Origin of the sequence: Kitasatospora sp. NPDC002227 (genome assembly GCF_040296285.1) — a bacterium.
In the GTDB taxonomy this organism is placed as follows: domain Bacteria; phylum Actinomycetota; class Actinomycetes; order Streptomycetales; family Streptomycetaceae; genus Kitasatospora.
Window position 1 is genome coordinate 25,679 of record NZ_JBEOWY010000064.1, and the last position, 16,806, is coordinate 42,484.

18 protein-coding genes are annotated in these 16,806 nt (G+C 74.1%); 13 read left to right on the forward strand and 5 right to left on the reverse strand.

Annotated elements, in window-relative coordinates; translation table 11 throughout:
• Positions 1-39: 39 nt before the first annotated feature.
• Positions 40-810: a G1 family glutamic endopeptidase gene (locus tag ABT095_RS34905; protein WP_350533605.1), complete on the reverse strand. Its 771-nt coding sequence runs from the start codon at positions 808-810 to the stop codon at positions 40-42.
• A 332-nt stretch (positions 811-1,142) separates the two neighbouring features.
• On the opposite strand from ABT095_RS34905, the gene ABT095_RS34910 reads away from it, so the two are divergent.
• The 4 genes from ABT095_RS34910 (at position 1,143) to ABT095_RS34925 (ending at position 4,838) form a co-directional block, all read left to right on the forward strand.
• On the forward strand, positions 1,143-2,939 hold the full coding sequence (locus ABT095_RS34910; protein ID WP_350533606.1) for a putative Ig domain-containing protein: 1,797 nt from the start codon (positions 1,143-1,145) through the stop codon (positions 2,937-2,939).
• 244 nt (positions 2,940-3,183) lie between these two features.
• Entirely contained in the window at positions 3,184-3,465 is a 282-nt protein-coding gene (locus ABT095_RS34915; RefSeq protein WP_350533607.1) for a hypothetical protein, read from the forward strand.
• 72 nt (positions 3,466-3,537) lie between these two features.
• On the forward strand, positions 3,538-4,422 hold the full coding sequence (locus ABT095_RS34920; protein WP_350533608.1) for an NAD(P)-dependent oxidoreductase: 885 nt from the start codon (positions 3,538-3,540) through the stop codon (positions 4,420-4,422).
• 227 nt (positions 4,423-4,649) lie between these two features.
• Positions 4,650-4,838, forward strand: coding sequence for a hypothetical protein (locus ABT095_RS34925; protein WP_350533609.1), 189 nt, complete (start codon positions 4,650-4,652; stop codon positions 4,836-4,838).
• A 40-nt stretch (positions 4,839-4,878) separates the two neighbouring features.
• Here ABT095_RS34925 and ABT095_RS34930 read toward each other — a convergent pair whose 3' ends face one another.
• Positions 4,879-5,409, reverse strand: coding sequence for a YbhB/YbcL family Raf kinase inhibitor-like protein (locus ABT095_RS34930; protein WP_350533610.1), 531 nt, complete (start codon positions 5,407-5,409; stop codon positions 4,879-4,881).
• 210 nt (positions 5,410-5,619) lie between these two features.
• Here ABT095_RS34930 and ABT095_RS34935 point away from each other — a divergent pair, with 210 nt between their 5' ends.
• Both ABT095_RS34935 and ABT095_RS34940 read left to right on the forward strand, forming a co-directional pair.
• Positions 5,620-6,144 (forward strand): GNAT family N-acetyltransferase, encoded by a 525-nt coding sequence (locus ABT095_RS34935; RefSeq protein ID WP_350533611.1) that lies wholly within the window; start codon positions 5,620-5,622, stop codon positions 6,142-6,144.
• Between the two features lie 43 nt (positions 6,145-6,187).
• Positions 6,188-6,601 carry a YybH family protein gene (locus ABT095_RS34940; RefSeq protein WP_350533612.1) on the forward strand — a complete coding sequence of 138 codons (414 nt, stop codon included), beginning with the start codon at positions 6,188-6,190 and terminating at the stop codon, positions 6,599-6,601.
• Positions 6,602-6,648: 47 nt separating this feature from the next.
• On the opposite strand, the gene ABT095_RS34945 is transcribed toward ABT095_RS34940, so the two are convergent.
• The 3 genes from ABT095_RS34945 to ABT095_RS34955 all read right to left on the reverse strand — a co-directional run bounded on the left by ABT095_RS34945 (position 6,649) and on the right by ABT095_RS34955 (position 8,417).
• Positions 6,649-7,011, reverse strand: a complete 363-nt coding sequence (locus ABT095_RS34945) for a cupin domain-containing protein (RefSeq protein ID WP_350533613.1) — start codon at positions 7,009-7,011, stop codon at positions 6,649-6,651.
• 467 nt (positions 7,012-7,478) lie between these two features.
• A complete protein-coding gene (locus tag ABT095_RS34950) occupies positions 7,479-7,856 on the reverse strand; it encodes an RNA-binding S4 domain-containing protein (RefSeq protein ID WP_350533614.1) in 378 nt (125 codons plus the stop codon).
• Positions 7,857-7,964: 108 nt separating this feature from the next.
• Positions 7,965-8,417: a YchJ family protein gene (locus tag ABT095_RS34955; RefSeq protein ID WP_350533615.1), complete on the reverse strand. Its 453-nt coding sequence runs from the start codon at positions 8,415-8,417 to the stop codon at positions 7,965-7,967.
• Between the two features lie 300 nt (positions 8,418-8,717).
• Between ABT095_RS34955 and ABT095_RS34960 the strand changes: the two genes are divergently transcribed.
• From ABT095_RS34960 to ABT095_RS34990, 7 genes are all read left to right on the forward strand, one after another.
• Positions 8,718-9,773, forward strand: coding sequence for an acyltransferase domain-containing protein (locus tag ABT095_RS34960; RefSeq protein ID WP_350533616.1), 1,056 nt, complete (start codon positions 8,718-8,720; stop codon positions 9,771-9,773).
• A 145-nt stretch (positions 9,774-9,918) separates the two neighbouring features.
• Positions 9,919-11,871 carry an acyl-CoA dehydrogenase gene (locus ABT095_RS34965; protein WP_350533617.1) on the forward strand — a complete coding sequence of 651 codons (1,953 nt, stop codon included), beginning with the start codon at positions 9,919-9,921 and terminating at the stop codon, positions 11,869-11,871.
• Positions 11,868-12,932, forward strand: coding sequence for a 3-oxoacyl-ACP synthase III family protein (locus ABT095_RS34970; protein ID WP_350533618.1), 1,065 nt, complete (start codon positions 11,868-11,870; stop codon positions 12,930-12,932). The genes ABT095_RS34965 and ABT095_RS34970 overlap by 4 nt, the downstream gene beginning before the upstream one ends.
• A gap of 51 nt (positions 12,933-12,983) precedes the next feature.
• Positions 12,984-13,829: an SDR family NAD(P)-dependent oxidoreductase gene (locus ABT095_RS34975; protein WP_350533619.1), complete on the forward strand. Its 846-nt coding sequence runs from the start codon at positions 12,984-12,986 to the stop codon at positions 13,827-13,829.
• A 77-nt stretch (positions 13,830-13,906) separates the two neighbouring features.
• Positions 13,907-15,073, forward strand: a complete 1,167-nt coding sequence (locus ABT095_RS34980) for a beta-ketoacyl-ACP synthase 3 (protein ID WP_502885123.1) — start codon at positions 13,907-13,909, stop codon at positions 15,071-15,073.
• Between the two features lie 44 nt (positions 15,074-15,117).
• Entirely contained in the window at positions 15,118-15,396 is a 279-nt protein-coding gene (locus tag ABT095_RS34985) for an acyl carrier protein (RefSeq protein WP_350533620.1), read from the forward strand.
• Positions 15,393-16,742 (forward strand): beta-ketoacyl-[acyl-carrier-protein] synthase family protein, encoded by a 1,350-nt coding sequence (locus tag ABT095_RS34990; RefSeq protein WP_350533621.1) that lies wholly within the window; start codon positions 15,393-15,395, stop codon positions 16,740-16,742. Before ABT095_RS34985 ends, ABT095_RS34990 begins: the two co-directional genes overlap by 4 nt.
• Positions 16,743-16,806: the final 64 nt, after the last annotated feature.

A 16,806-nucleotide genomic window follows, 5' to 3' on the forward strand; every position in this document is an offset into this window, starting at 1 on the left:
GCGGCGCACCCGCGCCGGGCAGGTCCCCCGGACGGAGGGTCAGCTGTGCTTCCAGGTCACCGAGAAGGCGCTGCCACCGGAGAGGGCGGAGGTGGAGGCCTTGGTGGTGGAGCCCGAGCCCATGGTGATGTTGTCGGGCGAGAAGTTGCCGATGGCCTGGCCGTTGGCGGCGGCGTTGGTGAAGGAGACCTTGCCGAAGTTCGTCAGCGGGAGCACCCCGGTCGAGCTGGAGGGCGCCTCGGCGATGATCTCGGCGGAGGCCAGCGCCGCGTTCTTGAGCGACTTGTTGACGGTGCGGGTCCAGCCCTGGGTGGTGTCGCTCAGGGTCAGGGTGAAGCTGCCGCTGCCGTTGGTGGTGATGGTGGAGTTGAAGTGGTCGCCGGGGCGGACGGTGTTGCTGTAGTTCACCGGGTAGGCCGGGTACATCTCGTACCAGGCGTAGTACTGCGGCCGGCCGCTGGAGCAGTCGACCTCGGAGCCGGTCTGCTCGACGGAGTTGCTGCCGTCGCCGTCGATGCCGATCCAGAAGCTCGACCAGGTGGAGGTGCCGGTGCAGGTCGCGGCGGGCTGCACCCAGCTCGCGCTGACGCTGGTGAAGCGGGCACCGGTCGCCGCGTAGCCGGACCAGTTGCTGCTGGTGCTGTTCAGGACGTGGCCGTGGGCTCCGGCGAGATGGGGTGCGACACCGTCCGGGATCATCGGGGCCTGGAGTGACGCCGGGGCCGCGGCCAGGGCGGGGGCGGTGGAGGCGAGCACCGCGAGGAGCGCGGCGGCGACTGCGGGGGTGCGACGACGGGATGCAGCTGACATGGGCTACTCCGTAGGTGGGGGTGAGGGAGCGCGGACCGGCCCGACGGCCCGTCAGAGTCGGCCGGAGCCGGGCCCGTTGACCGCGTGCGGCCAACGGTAGGTGTCCGAGCGCTCAGGAGACGTCAAAGGGGAGGCAAATATTCGACGGGTCGTCGTGTGCTCCCCGGGGAGGTTCGGCTGCGGAGCGGTGGAATCAGTTGGACGTGTTCCGTTCAAGCAATGGTTGCCCGACCATGGGGGAACACGACGCCGGGCGCCCCCATGCTGCTTGACGGCAGTACGCCTACGCGCGTAGCTGATCCCAGGTTCCCCACACCCGAGGAGTTTGACGGATGATCAACAGCAAGGCTTCCGTGTCCAGAACCGCTCCGTCCGCCCGCACCGCGCCCCGTCGGGGCCGCGCCGCGCTGGCCGCTGCCGCGCTCTCCGCTGTCACCCTCCTGGGTGCGGGCCTTCCGGCGGTGGCCGCGCCCCTGCCGGCCGAGTCGGCGCCGAGCGTGCAGGCCGCCGCGACCGCAACGCACCGGGTGCTGTTCGACAACACCAAGGCCGAGACGGCCGGGAACGCCGACTGGATCATCAGCACCAGCCAGCCCGACCCGCTCGGCCAGAACGCCAACCCGAGCACCGAGACCTCCTGGACGGGCGCCATCTCCGCCTGGGGCGTCGCGCTCCAGAAGACGGGCCGCTACAGCCTCAAGACGCTGCCCGCCACGGGCAGCATCACCTACGGCAACGCCTCGAACCCGCTCGACCTCTCGAACTTCGACACCTTCGTGCTGCCCGAGCCGAACATCCGGCTCTCGGACGCCGAGAAGACCGCCGTGATGACCTTCGTGCAGAACGGCGGCGGTCTGTTCCTGATCTCGGACCACACCCAGAGCGACCGCAACAACGACGGCTGGGACTCCCCGGCCATCATCAACGACCTGATGACCAGCAACGGCGTCGACAACACCGACCCGTTCGGCTTCTCGGTCGACCTGAAGAACATCACCACCGACAACCCGCGCGCGATCTCGAACAGCAGCGACCCGGTCCTGAACGGCCCGTTCGGCACCGTCACCGGCAGCATCCTGCGCAACGGCACCACCTTCACCCTCAACCCGTCCGACAACCCGGCGGTCAAGGGCCTGGTCTACCTCTCCACCGGCCCGAGCGGCGGCAACACCAACGCCTTCTTCGTGACCAGCACCTTCGGCAAGGGCAAGGTCGCGATCTGGGGCGACAGCTCCACCATCGACGACGGCACCGGCCAGCCGAACAACACCCTCTTCGACGGCTGGGACGACCCGGCGGGCACCGACGCCGCGCTGGCCCTGAACGCCACCGAGTGGCTCTCCAGCGGCTCGGGCAGCACCAGTGGCGGCAGCGTCTCCGTCACGGCCCCGGGCAACCGCACCGCCACCGTCGGCACCGCCACCAGCCTCCAGCTGGCCGCCACCGACACCGCCGGCGGCACCCTGGGCTGGTCGGCCACCGGCCTGCCCGCCGGGCTGAGCCTCAATGCCTCGACCGGTCTGATCAGCGGCACCCCGATCACGGCCGGCACCTACAACGTGAGCGTCACCGCCACCGACTCCACCGGCCCGTCCGGCAGCGCGAGCTTCACCTGGACGGTCTCCGGCGCCGGCGGCAGCGGCTGCACGCCCACCCAGCTGCTCGGCAACGCCGGTTTCGAGAGCGGCGTCGCCTCGCCGTGGGTCGAGACCAACTCCAGCGGCTCCTCGACGATCAGCAACAGCGCGAGCGAGCCCGCCCACGGCGGCAGCTACGACGCCTGGCTCGACGGCTACGGCACCACCAACACCGACACCCTCGCCCAGACCGTCACCATCCCGGCCGGGTGCACCAGCGCCAACTTCAGCTTCTGGCTGCACATCGACTCCGCCGCCTCCACCACCACGGTGTTCGACACCCTCAAGGTGCAGGTGCTGAACAGCTCCGGCACCGTGCTCTCCACGCTGGCCACCTACTCGAACGTCAACGCCGCCAGCGGGTACACCCAGCGCAGCTTCAATCTGGCCGCGTACGCCGGGCAGACCGTCACCCTGAAGTTCACCGGTGCGGAGGACAACACCAAGCAGACCTCCTTCGTCATCGACGACACCGCGCTCAACGTCTCCTGACACCGGGCCGGAGCCGGTTCGCCGGGCCGCACCCCCGCCAGGGTGCGGCCCGGCCGCCGTCTCCTTCCGGGGGGCTACCGGCGCGTAGGGCCTGTGCGGCCTGGGCGTCAAGCGGTTCCGCGATCTTCGGCAACACTGCCCCGGGCCAGGGGCGCGACGCCTAAGCTCCCCCCCGTCCGTCCATGACAAGCACGTCGGTCCACGGCGCGCACGTCTGCCACGACACAGGGGGAGGGCCGCTCCGGTGCCCACGGGTGAACCGCACGTCCGGCACGCCGCACTGCTGATCGCCGATGCGGTCGAACGGCTCGACCGCCCGGCGCTGACCCGGCTCGGCGCCGAGGCGGCCCGGGCCCAGCTGGCCGCCCGGGAGCTGCTGCACGACCACCTCGAGCAGCTCTGGGAGGCCCTCAAGCAGCAGGGCGTCCGGCCCGCCGTCCGCCCCGAGTACCAGCCGCTCGCCGCTCTGATCGACGTACTCGGCAGTCTGCGGGACAGCGCTCACCACGTGGTGCACGAGCTCTGAGCGACGGGCAAGGGTGGTGGAGCTGACGTAGGGTCGGATACGGAAGATCCGTTCCGGCTCGGGAGTTGGCGCATGGAGATAAGCAGCATCGGATTCGTCGGCCTCGGCGGCATGGGCCAGGGGATGGTGGGCAGCCTGCTGCGGGCCGGCCACCGGGTGGTGGTGTGGAACCGCTCGCCCGGACCAGTTGCCACCATGGTCGCCCAGGGGGCCGAGCCCGCCGCCGACCTGGCGGAGGTGTTCCGGCAGTCCGCGGTGGTCTCGATGCTCGCCGACGACGCGGCCGTGGAGGCGCTGCTGCTCGACCCCGCCCTGCTGGCCGCTGCCGAGGCCAGCGTCCATCTGAACATGGCCACCGTCTCACCCGAACTCGCCGTCAAAGCAGCCGAGTTGCACGCCGGGCACGGCATCGGCTACCTCGCGGCCCCGGTGCTCGGGCGCGCGGAGGTGGCAGCGGCCGGGCAGTTGAACATCCTGGCCGCCGGTGCGCCCGAACACATCGACGCCTGCGCCCCGTTGTTCGAGGCGATGGGGCGGCGCACCTGGCGGATCGGCGCCCGGCCGGAGCAGGCGAACATCGCGAAGATCAGTGCCAACTACGTGATCGCCTGTGCGATCGAGTCGCTGGCCGAGGCCTGCTGCCTCGCCGAGGCCGGGGGAGTGCGCCCCGCGGACTTGGTGGAGCTGCTCACCGGCACCGTCTTCCCCGGCCCGGTGTACCAGGGGTACGGCTCGATGATCGCCGAACGGCGGCACGAACCGGCCGGGTTCCGCCTCGCACTCGGCCTCAAGGACGTCAACCTCGCGCGCTCGGTCGGCTCCGCCCACCAGGTGCCGCTGCCGCTCGGGGACGTGGTGCGGGACGCCTTGCTGGAGGCGGTCGCGCACGGCGAAGGGGACCGGGACTGGTCGGCCGTCGCGACGGTGGCCCGACGGCGGGCGGGTCTGCCGGACTGACAGTCGGACGGACTGCCGGGCCGACAGTCGGACGGGCAGGCTGACTGACTGTCGGACGGTCCGCGCGGCGCGCTCACCCGGCCGGGCCAACGCGCTGCGCCGCCTGACGCAGCGTCGTCGCCCCCAGGGGTGAGCGCGCGTGCCGGTCGGGGGTGCCCGGGATTAGGGCGCCGCCGATCCGGCGAGACTGGCAGGGAATCGTCCGTCCACGGAGAGGTTCCGGCCCGATGATGCTCACCGTGCTGCTGCTCACCACCCCGCCGCTGCTCGCCGCCGCCCTGGCCCACACGGTCCCGGGCGCCGGTGGCGAGGCGGGCCATCGCCGGTCCGGTCCGGCCGTGCGGCGCCGACATAGCCGTGGTGCGGGCGGCGGCCGTCACGCCGTCCGGCCGACCGGTCCGCGCACGCTGGCCTGAGCCGCGGCCCCGGGAGAAGTCCCCGGGGCCGCAGCCGTGTTCAGTGGTTCTCGTACTCCGCGATGATGGTGGCCCGGCCCAGGGCGTGGGCGCCGAGGTGGAAGCCGATGACGGCGGCCGAGGCGTCGGAGTCGGGGCCGAGCCGGTCGGTGTCGAGGGCGTGCACGGTGAAGACGTACCGGTGCGGGCCGTGGCCGGGCGGCGGGGCGGCGCCGCCGAAGTCCTTGGTGCCGTAGTCGTTGCGGCCGTGCACGGCGCCCTCGGGCAGGCCGGGGAAGACGCCGCTGCCCGCGCCCGCCGGGAGCTCGGTGAGGTCGGCCGGGAGGTCGAAGAGCACCCAGTGCCACCAGCCGCTGCCGGTCGGGGCGTCGGGGTCGAAACAGGTCACCGCGAAGCTCCTGGTCCCGTCCGGGAACCCCGCCCAGCGCAGCTGCGGGGAGGTGTTCCCCGCCGCGTACACCTGGGCCTGTGCGAGCGTGCCGCCGTCCGGGACGTCCGTGCTGGAGAGCGAGAAGGACGGGACGGGCCGCAGGAAGTCGTGGGGCAGCGGTGGACGGTCGGCCGTGGGCATGGTTGGTGCGCCTCCAGTACGACAGGACGGGTGGTCGGATGGGGCCGGGTGGCGGCCCACGGCCGAGCGTAGTGCCCCGGTGCCCCGGGACCGGTACGGCGGGCCGTCAGAAGCTGGCGGACGACCGGGACACCGTGCTGAGATGGCCCGATGACTTCGCCTGCCACGACGAACCACCCGGTGCCCCCTCCTGCCACGACCAACCACCCGGTGACCCTGACCCCGCTGCTGGCCACGGACTGGCCCGCCGTCCACACCTGGGCGAGCCTGCCGGAGGTCTGCCGCTACCAGGCCTGGGGGCCCAACACCCCCGAGCAGACCGAGCAGTTCGTGGCCGCCGCGGCCGGTGCCTGGTCGGTGCCGGACGGGCAGAGGCGGTACCCCTTCCTGGTGCGACTGGCCGAAGAACCGGTCGGTGTGGGGGAGTTGCACGTGCGCAGCCGGGCGAACCGGCAGGGCGAGATCACCTACGCGCTGCACCCGCGGGTCTGGGGCCGGGGCGTCGGCACCGCGGCCGGCCGGGAGCTGCTGGCCCGGGGCTTCGGGGAGTTGGGGCTGCACCGGGTGCACGCGACCTGCGATCCGCGCAATCTGGGCTCGGCCCGGGTGCTGGCCAAGCTCGGCATGCGGGAGGAGGGCCTGCTGCGGCACACCGCCTTGCTGCGCGACGGCTGGCGGGACTCGCTGGTCTTCGGCCTGCTCGAGGAGGAGTGGCGGGACCGGCTCCCGCAGTGATCCGCCGACTCGAGCGGGGGCAGTGCAATGGTACTGTCTGGCCATGTCCCAGGCTGAGACGTCCAAGGCTGAAATTGACGCGCTGACCGCCGAGTTCTTCGGCGCCTTCGACAACCGCGGCGGCAAGCCCGCCGAGGTGGACCGGATCAGGCGGCTTGTGCTGCCCCGCGGAGTGATCGTCCTGACCGGGCCCAACTACACGGTCTACGGGGTCGAGGAGTTCATCGAGCCCCGCGAGCGGCTGCTCGCCGACGGGCGGCTGGTCGACTTCTCCGAGTGGGAGACCTCCGAGCGCACCGAGATCGTCGGCGACATCGCCACCCGGACCGGCGAGTACCGCAAGTCCGGCACGCTGGACGGCGAGCCCTTCGAAGGCGGCGGGACGAAGACCTTCCAGTTCGTCCGGACGCCCGACGGCTGGCGGATCGCGGCCTTCTCCTGGATCGACGAGTCCTGAGGCGCGGTGGAGGGCCCGGCGGCACCGGGCCCTCCACGGTCGAAAGGTCAGCCCTTTGCGTAGTCCACGTACGCCTGCCAGTCGAGTACGACGCAGGCGCCGTCGCCGAGCACCCAGGCGTCGTGCCCGGGCGGGCAGACCATGAAGTCACCCGGGCCGAAGTCGTCCTCCTGGCCGTCGTCCATGGCGATGTGCATCCGCCCCGAGACGACGTACCCCACGTGGGAGGCCTGGCAACTGTCGGTCCCCACAATCGGCTTGACGTGCTTCGACCACTGCCAACCGGGCTCGAAGGTGGCCCGCCCCACGCCGCCACCGTCGACGTTCACGAGTTCAAACTTCCCCTTCCCGTCCTCGAACGGACGGGTCTCCTCAGGAGTGTCGAGGCTCTTACGGACAAGGCCGGACATGTGCGGCTCCTCTGGTCCGGACTGCGGCGGCCCGGCGCGGCCCGCACGACACCGGTCGCACCCGGCCCCCTCCTGTGATTCCAGTCTGCGCCGCCCGGTGGACGACCGCCCGGTGGACGACCGCCCGGCGGGCGATCGGCCACTGAGTGCCGCCGACGGTCACCCGAAGTGACGGAGCCCGCCGGGTGGACTCCTCGGCCGCCGGGCCCGCCGGCGTCAGCGGATCGCCGGCGGGCCGGGCCGGCGGATCGCCCGGGTCCGGCGAACGCTCCGACGGCGTGGGCCGGCGCTCGACCGACTCCGGCCGGGCCGCTCACCGGGCTGACGCCTCGGTGGAAGCGGTCCCTGCTGCGCGGGTGTGCAGGCGGTGTTCTCGGCAGGGAGGTCCAACTGCCCTTTGCCGTCGGTGTGTCAGCTGCTGTGGCGGACCAATCCATGCTGCGCTCCGGGCGGGTACGCGGTGCTGCTCAGCTCTGGCGGAGGCGCTCCACCTCGCGGCGGTCGCGTTTGGTGGGGCGTCCGGTGCCCCGGTCGCGCTGGGCGACGGGGGCGGCGAGCTCGGGGGCGGGCGGCGGCGGACTGTTGTCCACGTAGCACTCGGCCGCCGGGCCGGCGCCGACCCGCTTGCGGACGGTCTGCCGGACGACCACCACCCGCTCGTAACTGCCGCTCTGCCGCACCCGGACTTCGTCGCCGGGGCGCAGCGGCTGGGCGGGCTTGGCCCGCTCGCCGTTCACCCGGACGTGCCCGGCCCGGCAGGCCGCGGCCGCCAAGGCCCGGGTCTTGGTCAGCCGGACGGACCAGATCCAGCTGTCCACCCGTACCGTCTCTTCGCTCGCCACCATGCCCCGAGGGTAGCTGCCGGCGGGCGAACGGTCGGGACAGGCCGGGGTTGGGCGGGGCCGGGCGGGCGCGGCTTCCGGCCAGGTCGGCCGGACCGAGGCAGGCCGGGGTCAGCTGAGCGAGAGGGCGTCGACGTAGACCCAGGCGCCGTCGTGGCGGAGGAAGGTGCTGTTCTCCTGCATCGTGCCCTCCTGACCGCCCGCCAGGTAGTGCGCACGGAACTCGACCGTCCCGGCGGAGTGGAACGGGCCGCCCTCGGTGCTGCCGAGGATCTCCAGCCGGACCCAGGACAGGCCGGGGTCGAAATCGACGGAGGCCGGGCGGGTGTCCGGGTGCCAGCTGCGCAGCAGGTAGGCCTCGTCGTGGGCGGCGAAGGCGCTGAACCGGGAGCGCATCAGCTCCTCGGCGGTGACGGCGGCGGCCTCGCCCCGGTGGAAGCGGGCGCAGCATTCGCCGTAGGCGGCGGACCGGCCGCAGGGGCAGGGCGAGGTGGCGGAGAGGGCCGGCCGGACGGGAGTGGCGAGCTTCGGCTGGCCGGCGGCGCGGCGGCGGGGGCGAGACATGGGAGTCATCATACATATTTCTTTCCGGGTCACTCGAAAGAGAATCCAAATATCCATTGACGGGGGCTGGTGAGGAGTCCGAGAATTGGCGTGCCAAGTTGGTCAGTGTGAAGAAGGCCCGGTGTTGATTCCCGGTGCGGATGGCCGCTGAAGTTGCAGCGGAGTACTTGGTGTTTTGAGCTGATGGTCGTACTTATTTTCGAGACGTTGCTATCCGTCTCATGTTTTCGGTCCGTGTCCATTAGGGGTGGTCGGGCACGTCCGCAGCTCATATTTCCTATTCCGAAAGGCGGGTGCGCCATGGCCGACTCCGATATCGCTCGTCCGACCGCAGGCGTCGGGCGCGGCAGCACCATCCACCTCTTCCCCGGCCAGGGGGACTTCTCGCTGGCGGCCCTGCAGGCCGTCCTCCCGAGAGCCCCGCTGCTCCGGGCCGCCGTGGCCGAGGTGTTCACCGAGGCCGATCCGGTGGGCGGCGAGTTCGGCGTGAGCCCACTCGGCCCCCGGTTGCTGGGCCGGGCTCCGCCCAGCTCGCGGGAGCTGGCCGAGGAGGCGGTCGGCACGGTGCAGTTCGCCCTGTACGGAGTCAGCCTGGCGATCCACCACGCGCTCTCCCGCTCCGGTCGGCCGCCCGACGGGCTGCTCGCGGTGAGCTTCGGCGAGATCGCCGCCCTGGTCGCGGCCGGGAGCCTGCCGGTGGCCGACGGCGCGCGGCTCGCCTGCCGTCTCGGTCTGCTGCTCCACGGCACGGGCGGCGGGATGACGCTCCTTCAGGCCTCCGTCCAACGGGCCCAGGCGCTGCTCTGTGCCGCGGCCGCGCCCGAGATCGTCCTGGCCTGTGTCAACGATGCGAGGGAGGTCGTCATCTCCGGGCCGCTCGGGCCGCTCCGGGAGGTCGAGCAGGCCGCCGAGCGAGCCGGGCTGCGCGCCCAGCGCCTCCGGCTGCCCTTCCTCGCCCATCATCCACGGCTGCGCCGCCAGGCCGAGACCTTCACCGCCTTCGCCCGGGCGCTCCCGCTCCAACCACCCCGCCTGCCGGTCTACTCGGCAGTGACAGGCGCCGAGCACACCGACCGGACAGACCTGGCCCAGGTGCTCGGCCGCTGCCTCACCGACCCGGCCGACCTCCCCGCCGCCCTCCGACTGGCCACCCGACCGCCTCCCGGGCAGCCCACCACAGGTCCGCCGCCGGTGGTCCCGGTCTTCCTGGAAGCCGGCACCGGGCAGGCACTGACCACCAGCGTCCGCCGTCAGCTGCCCGCTGCCCAGGCCTGGGCACCGCTGGCCGACCGCACCTTCCCGTGGCCCGACCGGCTCCCGGCCCCGATCCGCGCCCGACCCCAGGTCCGCTCCTAGCCCGCACCCCACCTGCCCCGCCCACGACACCTGCACCAGCTGCCCCACTCGCCGCGAGCCAGCCCCACTCCCCGCTCCCACACCGCCCCCGCCTGATCCGACCTGCCCACCCGCCGACAGGCCAGACCCGTCCCGAGGCCTCGAGATGACGCACCCCCGCCGCAGTTCAGCCGCCCCCTGTCCCGGCTCAGCCACCGAACTCGACCAGCTCCGCCACGGCAGCTGCCCGCCCACCGTCCGCCGGGCGGTGGCCGAGCTGCTCGCCGTCCGCCCCGTCCCCGCCGAGCCCGAGGCGCTCGGCCGGGACCACCACGACCACCACATGCTGCGCCGCCTCGCCGAGGCCCTGCCGCCCGCCGCCGAGGTCTTCGCCGACACCGACCTGCTCGCGACGCTGAGCGCCGCCACCGCGCTGGCCGACCCGTCCCTCTACCAGGCCTTCCTCTCGCACTACATCCTGTGTGTCGGCTCGGTCAGCACGCTGGCCGGGCAGCGGTCCACCCCTTGGGCGGAGGAGGGGCCGCCGCCGGGGAGCGCCGAACTGGCCCGGGTCCAGGCCAAGGGCGTCTTCATGGTCACCGAGATCGGTGACGCCAGCAGTCACCTGGGCACCCGCACCACCGCCAGCTACGACCCGGAGCGGGACGAGTTCGTCCTGCACACCCCGGACGCCCGCGCGGCCAAGTTCTCCAGCGTCGGCGCGCCCGGCCGGGGGCTCCCGCAGCAGGCGGTGGTGGTGGCCCGGCTGGTCGTCGGAGAGCAGGACCACGGAGTCTTCTCCTTCCTGGTCGGCATCACCGACGCCGACGGCCGGCCGCTGCCCGGCGTGTCCGTCTCCAGCCCCGTCGCGGTCGACGTGGTGCCGCTGCCCTACGCGGTGGTCCGCTTCCACCAGGCGCGGCTCCCGCGCAGCGCCTGGCTGCGCGACTGTGCCCAGCTGCGTCCGGACGGCACCGTGCACGACCCGCTCGGCAGCCATGACGCGCGGCTGCAGCGCACCCTGAGCGTGGGTCAGACCCTGTGGGCCACCCTGCCCACCGCCATGGCAGCGGTGGCGAGCCGGGCCGCCGTCCTGGCCCTGCGCTGCAGCACCGCACGGCGCTCCCACGGCCGGCTGGCGCCGGGCGCCCCCGTGCTCTCCTACCGCACCCAGCAGCACGCCGTGCTCGGGGCCCTGGCCGAGGCCTTCGCCCTCACCTGCGCGGCGGGCGAGGCCCGCCGGGCCTGGGCGTCGGCCCGCCCGGTCCCCGCCCCACGGCCGGCCCCGGGCGGGCCGGAGCCCACGGTCCCGACAGCGGGCCCGGCGCCGGAGCCGGGCGGCGAGATGACCTTCTCGCCCTGGGCCGCCGTCAGCCTGTCCCTCGCAGTCCACAAAGCACTGAGCGCGCGGGCCGCCGCCGCCCTCATCGCCGACTGCCAGCACCGCTGCGGTCTGGCCGGCCTCCACCGGGCCAACCGGCTGCAGGGCTACCACGACCTGGCCCGCGCCTTCGAGAACGCGGGCGGTGACTCCACCCTGATCCTGCTCGACGCAGGGCGGGCCCTCGTAACCGGCAAACCGGCCGACCCGCCCCGGCCCGATCCCGTCCCTCCGCTCACCGACCCGGCTTGGTGGCCGGGCCTGGCCGGAGCGCTCCAGCACCGGCTGACCGAGGAGCTCCAGTCGGCCCTCGACGAACGCTCGCAGACCGCCGCGAGCGGGCTCGACCTCTGGAACGGCCTGCTCGCCCAGACCCTCGAGCTCGGTGAGTGCCACGCCCTCCGGCTCGCCGCCGACAGCCTCGCCGACGGCCTGGCCGAGATCGCCGACCCGGTGGCGCGCGAGGCGCTGGGCCTGCTCGCCGCGCTGTACGGAGTCCGCCAGGCCCGGCGGCAGTCCGGCCCGCTGCTGCGGACGGGCCTGCTCACTCCGAGCACCGCCCGCGCCCTGCCCGCCGCGCTCGACACCCTCTGCGACGCGCTCCAGCCGCACCTGCCGCTGCTCGCCGAGGTGCTCGACCCGGCGGAGCAGGGCCCGGGTGAAGGCGTCCCGCTCGGTTCGCCCGAGTTCGCCGAGGCGCTCACCGGCACCCTCACCTGGCGCCGAGGCGCCCGATGACGCCGCGCCCCGGCCGCGGCTCCGAGAGCTCCAGCCGTGCGACCCCGCCGATCGGCATCGTCGGCCTCGGGAGCTACCTGCCCGCCACCGTCCGGAGCAACGAGGCGGTCGGCCCACCCGCCGGGGTCACCGCCCGGTGGATCGCCGAGCGGACGGGCGTCCTCCAGCGGCACGTGGCCGGTCCGGGCGAGGCGGCGTCCGACCTCGCGGCCGTCGCGGTGCAGGCGGCCTGCGCGGCCGCGGGGATCGCCCCCGACCAGCTCGGCCTGCTCGTGCTGGCCACCTCCACCCCCGACGAACTCGGGCCCTCGACGGCCTGCCGGGTCCAGGCCGCGGTCGGGGCCACGCGGGCCGTGGCGCTGGATGTCAGCGCAGCCTGCTCCGGCTGGCTGTTCGCGGCCAGGGTCGCCCACGACTGGCTGCGGGCCACCCCGGAGGCGGGATACGCCGCCGTGGTGGGGGTGGAGGCGTACTCGAAGTTCGTCGACCCGGCCGACCGCGCCACGGCCGTGCTGTTCGCCGACGGCGCCGCCGCCACCGTGCTGGGGCAGGTCCCGGAGGGGACGGGCTTCGCCGGCTTCCGCCTCGGCTCCGACGGCAGCGGTGCCCACCACGTGCTGATCCCCTCCGGCGGCAGCCGTCGGCCGGCCTCCCCGGCCAGCACCGCCGACGGCGGCCACCACATCCACATGGACGGCCGGGCGGTCCGCGACTTCATCGTGGAGATCTTCCCCCGGCTGATCGAGCAGAGCCTGGCCCGCCATGGTCTCGATCTGCCGGACATCGACGCCTTCATCACCCACCAGCCCAACCCCGTCCTCCTGCGCGGCCTCGGCGAGCAGCTCGGCATACCCCCGGGGCGGCTGCACATCACCGGGGACAGGGTCGGCAACATCGGGGCCGCCGCCACCCCGTTCGCCCTCACCGACGCGGCCGCCCGCGGTCTTCTGCCCGCCAAGGGCCGGGTGCTGCTCTGCGTCTTCGGCGCCGGGCTCACCTGGGGCAGCTCGCTGCTCACCTGGTCCGGCGCCCCGGCCCGCCAGATCGTCGGCCCCGGCTGACCGCATGTCAGCAGGGCCGTCCCCGCCACCCGAACCAGAGGAGCCGTCCCCATGAGTACGCTCGCCACCTTCCGGATCGACGGAGCCCGCGCCCTGGTCACCGGTGCCTCCCGGGGCATCGGCAGAGCAGTGGCCCTCGCCCTGGCCGAAGCCGGTGCCGACCTGGCGCTCTCCGCCCGGACGGCCGAGGCGCTCAAGAGCACCACCGAACAGGTCTGCGGACTCGGGCGGGTCGCCGTGGCCGTCCCCGGCGACCTGAACGACACCGCGGCGGCCGGCGCCGTGGTCGACCAGGCCGCCGAGGCGCTCGGCGGGCTGGACGTGGTGATCCACAACGCCGGGATCCTGCCCTCCGAGCCCGACGGCAGCCCGACCTTGCTGCCCCTGCAGCACCTGCCGCAGCCCGCCTGGGACAAGGTGGTGACGGTCAATCTGAACGCCACCGCCGCGCTCTGCCGCCACGCCTACCCCCACCTCGCCGCCTCGCAGCGGGCCAGTCTGGTGCTGGTCTCCTCGGTGGCCGGGGTGGTGGGCGCACCGATGATGGAGGCCTACGCGGCCACCAAGGCGGCCCAGATCTCCCTGGTCCGCAGCCTGGCCACCGGCTGGGCCCGGCAGGGCATCCGGGTCAACGCCCTCTGCCCGGGCTGGACGCGCACGGACATGACCTCCTTCGCGTACGGCAACGCCCCGATCAGCGACTGGCTGGTGGCCCACGTCCCGCTCGGCCGCTGGGCCACCCCCGAGGAGATCGCTCCCGCCGCGCTCTTCCTCGCCGCCCCGGCCTCCGGCTACCTCACCGGCCAGGCCCTGCTGGTGGACGGCGGCCTCGCCACCCCGGAGGGAGGTCTCGCGGGCACCCCCAAACCCCCCTCGCCGTTCGTGTCGGCCGGTTGAGGCGTGCCGCCCCCGGAGGCGGCAGCCGTAGCAGAGCGTCCCTGCCCGCCGCCTGGCACACCGTCAGCAGTACGGAGGTGATCACCATCGAAGCCGACCCCGTCCCCGGCCCCGGTCCTGCCCCTGCCCCGGCGCCTGCGCCGGCCCCCGGCCGGCCCGCCCCGGCCCGGGCAGCCGTTGTCCGCGGCCTGGGTGCGAGCCTGCCGCCGAGGTCGGTCAGCAACCAGGAGGTCATCGCGCTCGGCGACCTCGCCACCACCGACGACTGGCTGCGCACCCGTACCGGCATCCTGCGTCGGCGCCGGGCCGACGACGAAGTCAGCACCGGAGACCTCGCCGTGGCCGCGGCCACCGCCGCGCTGCACTCGGCGCCGGGCCACCGGCCCGACCTGCTCCTGCTGGCCACCACCACACCGGACCGCAGGTGTCCCGCCACCGCGCCCGAGGTCGCCCAGCGGCTGGGGCTGGGCACCGCTCCCGCCTTCGACCTCTCGGCGGTCTGCTCAGGCTTCCTGTACGGGCTGATCACCGCGGCGGCGCTGGTCCGGGCCGGTGCCTGCGCCGCCCCGTTGGTGGTCGCCGCCGAGAAGTACTCCACCATCATCGATCCCTACGACCGTGACACCGCCGCGCTGTTCGGGGACGGCGCCGGAGCCGTCCTGCTGGCCGCAGGCGAGCCGGAGGAGCCCGGCGCCGTCCTGCACACCGACTGGGGCAGCGACGGCGCGGGTGCCGACCTGATCACGATCGCCGCAGGCGGAGCCCGCGCGCCGTACCCCGACCCGCCAGGTGATCCGCCCGGTGACCGGCCGGGCGGGCCGCCCACCCCGCCACCTCGACCGGACCGGTACTTCCGGATGCGCGGCCGGGAGGTCTACGCCGAGGCGGTGCAGCGGATGACCCGATCGGCCCGGGCGGTGCTCGCGGCGAGCGGCTGGCCGGGCGGCTCGGTCGAGGCCTTCGTCGGCCACCAGGCCAACCAGCGGATCCTCGACGCCGTCGCCGACCGGCTGGCCGTCCCGCGTGAGCACCGCTTCGGCAACATCCAGGAGGTCGGCAACACCGCCGCCGCCTCGATCCCGCTCGCCCTGGCCGAGGTGCTCGCCACCGGCGCCGTGAGACCCGGCGCCCGTACCCTGCTCACCGCCTTCGGCGGCGGCCTGACCTGGGCCTCCGTCACCCTCAACTGGCCCGCTGCGACCAGTCGTACGCTCCTGCCGGGCCCCCGGCTCCCGAGTCGCTGAGCCCCGGCAGGCCGCCACCCGACCCGTTCCCGAAAGGTCCACCCATGGAGACCCGAGACATCCACCAGGAAGCCGTCCGCCGACACCTTTCCACCGTCCTGACCGAGAAGTTCGAGGTCCCGGAGGCCGAGCTCCGCCCCGAGGCCACCCTCGCCGACCTCGACCTGGACTCGCTCGCGCGCGTCGAGCTGTTCCTCACCCTGCAGGAGCACTGGGGCGTCCCGCTGGCGGACGAGGACTCCGCCGCCGAGCTGACGCTCCGCCAACTGGTGGGCACCGTCCTCGCGCTGATCCCGCCCGAGGCCTGGCAGGAGCCGGAGTGACCACCCCGGCGGCCCCGCTGCGCCCCTACCCGCCCCTCGCCGTGACCGGCGTCGGGCTGGTGACTCCGGCCGGGGTGGGCACGGGGCCGAGCTGGGAGGGCGTGCTGGCCGGGCGCCCGGCGGCGGCACCCGATCCGGAGCTGGCCGCGCTGCCGGTCGGTCTCTCCTGCCGGGTGCCCGGCTACGACCCTCTCCGCCACCTGGCCGGCCGGGGAGTCTGGCGGCACGACCGGTGCACCCAACTCGCCCTCACCGCCGCCCGGGAGGCGGTCGCGGACGCCGGCTGGGCGGTGCCTCCCGGACCAACGCCGGCACCTGCAGGCAGCCGGCCACCCAGGCGAAGGAGACCGCCCGGGCCAGGGAGACCGCCCGGGCCAGGAGAGCCGACCGGCCGGGCGTGGGACGGCGCGCGGGTCGGGGTGGTGCTGGGATCGGCGGCCGGGGGCGTGGGCCGGTTCGAGGAGCAGACAGCCAGGCTGATCAGCCGGGGCCCGGCGGCGGTATCGGCCACCACCCTGCCGGGCTATCTGCCGAACATGGCGGCCGGTCAGCTGGCCATCGAGCTCGGGGTGCACGGCCCGGTGCTGCACACCGCCACCGCCTGCTCCTCCGGTGCCACGGCGGTGCTCCTCGGGGCGATGCTGCTGCAGAGCCACACCTGTGACGTGGTACTGGTCGGGGGAGCCGATGCGATGGTCACCCCGCTCTGCGTGGCGGGCTTCGGGCGACTCGGTGCCCTCTCGCGCAACACCGACCCGGCCACCGCCTCCCGGCCGTTCGACCGGGAGCGGGACGGGTTCGTGATCGGGGAGGCCGCCGGCCTGCTGGTGCTGGAGCGTCAGGCGGACGCCCTGGTCCGGGGCGCCCAGGTGCACGCGCTGCTGGTGGGCCACGGCACGGCCACCGACGCGTACGACCCGGTGGCGCCCCACCCCGGGGCCCGGGGTCTCGCGGCGGCCACCGCGCAGGCCCTGGCCGCGGCGGGCGCCCGCCCCGGGGACGTCGACCACGTCAACTCCCACGGCACCAGCACCCCGACGGGCGACCGGGCGGAGGCACTGCTGCTGCAGCGTCTGTACGGTCCCACCGCCCCGTCCGTCACCTCCGCCAAGGGTGTGCTCGGCCACACCATGGGCGCGGCGGGTGCCGTCGAGGCAGTGCTCACCGCGCTGAGTGTCGAGCACGGCCTCGCCCCGCCGGTGGCCGGTCTGCGAAGACCGGGCCCGGAGGCAGCCGGGCTCGACCTGGTGACCGACGGTGCCCGCCGCCACCGCATCCGGCTGGCCGTGAGCAACTCGGCCGGCTTCGGCGGCCACAACACCGTGCTCGCCTTCGCCCAGGCGTGAGGCCCCGAAGCAGAGTGGTGGGGCCCCGGGCGGGGGGGGGGGGCCCCCCACCCGGCCCCGGGGC

Bases quoted from the DNA above. Each gene is read 5' to 3' on its own strand.
- ABT095_RS34905 (WP_350533605.1), bottom strand. From the start codon at position 810: ATGTCAGCTGCATCCCGTCGTCGCACCCCCGCAGTCGCCGCCGCGCTC.
- ABT095_RS34910 (WP_350533606.1), top strand. From the start codon at position 1,143: ATGATCAACAGCAAGGCTTCCGTGTCCAGAACCGCTCCGTCCGCCCGC.
- ABT095_RS34920 (WP_350533608.1), top strand. From the start codon at position 3,538: ATGGAGATAAGCAGCATCGGATTCGTCGGCCTCGGCGGCATGGGCCAG.
- ABT095_RS34925 (WP_350533609.1), top strand. From the start codon at position 4,650: ATGATGCTCACCGTGCTGCTGCTCACCACCCCGCCGCTGCTCGCCGCC.
- ABT095_RS34930 (WP_350533610.1), bottom strand. From the start codon at position 5,409: ATGCCCACGGCCGACCGTCCACCGCTGCCCCACGACTTCCTGCGGCCC.
- ABT095_RS34940 (WP_350533612.1), top strand. From the start codon at position 6,188: ATGTCCCAGGCTGAGACGTCCAAGGCTGAAATTGACGCGCTGACCGCC.
- ABT095_RS34945 (WP_350533613.1), bottom strand. From the start codon at position 7,011: ATGTCCGGCCTTGTCCGTAAGAGCCTCGACACTCCTGAGGAGACCCGT.
- ABT095_RS34950 (WP_350533614.1), bottom strand. From the start codon at position 7,856: ATGGTGGCGAGCGAAGAGACGGTACGGGTGGACAGCTGGATCTGGTCC.
- ABT095_RS34955 (WP_350533615.1), bottom strand. From the start codon at position 8,417: ATGTCTCGCCCCCGCCGCCGCGCCGCCGGCCAGCCGAAGCTCGCCACT.
- ABT095_RS34960 (WP_350533616.1), top strand. From the start codon at position 8,718: ATGGCCGACTCCGATATCGCTCGTCCGACCGCAGGCGTCGGGCGCGGC.
- ABT095_RS34965 (WP_350533617.1), top strand. From the start codon at position 9,919: ATGACGCACCCCCGCCGCAGTTCAGCCGCCCCCTGTCCCGGCTCAGCC.
- ABT095_RS34970 (WP_350533618.1), top strand. From the start codon at position 11,868: ATGACGCCGCGCCCCGGCCGCGGCTCCGAGAGCTCCAGCCGTGCGACC.
- ABT095_RS34975 (WP_350533619.1), top strand. From the start codon at position 12,984: ATGAGTACGCTCGCCACCTTCCGGATCGACGGAGCCCGCGCCCTGGTC.
- ABT095_RS34985 (WP_350533620.1), top strand. From the start codon at position 15,118: ATGGAGACCCGAGACATCCACCAGGAAGCCGTCCGCCGACACCTTTCC.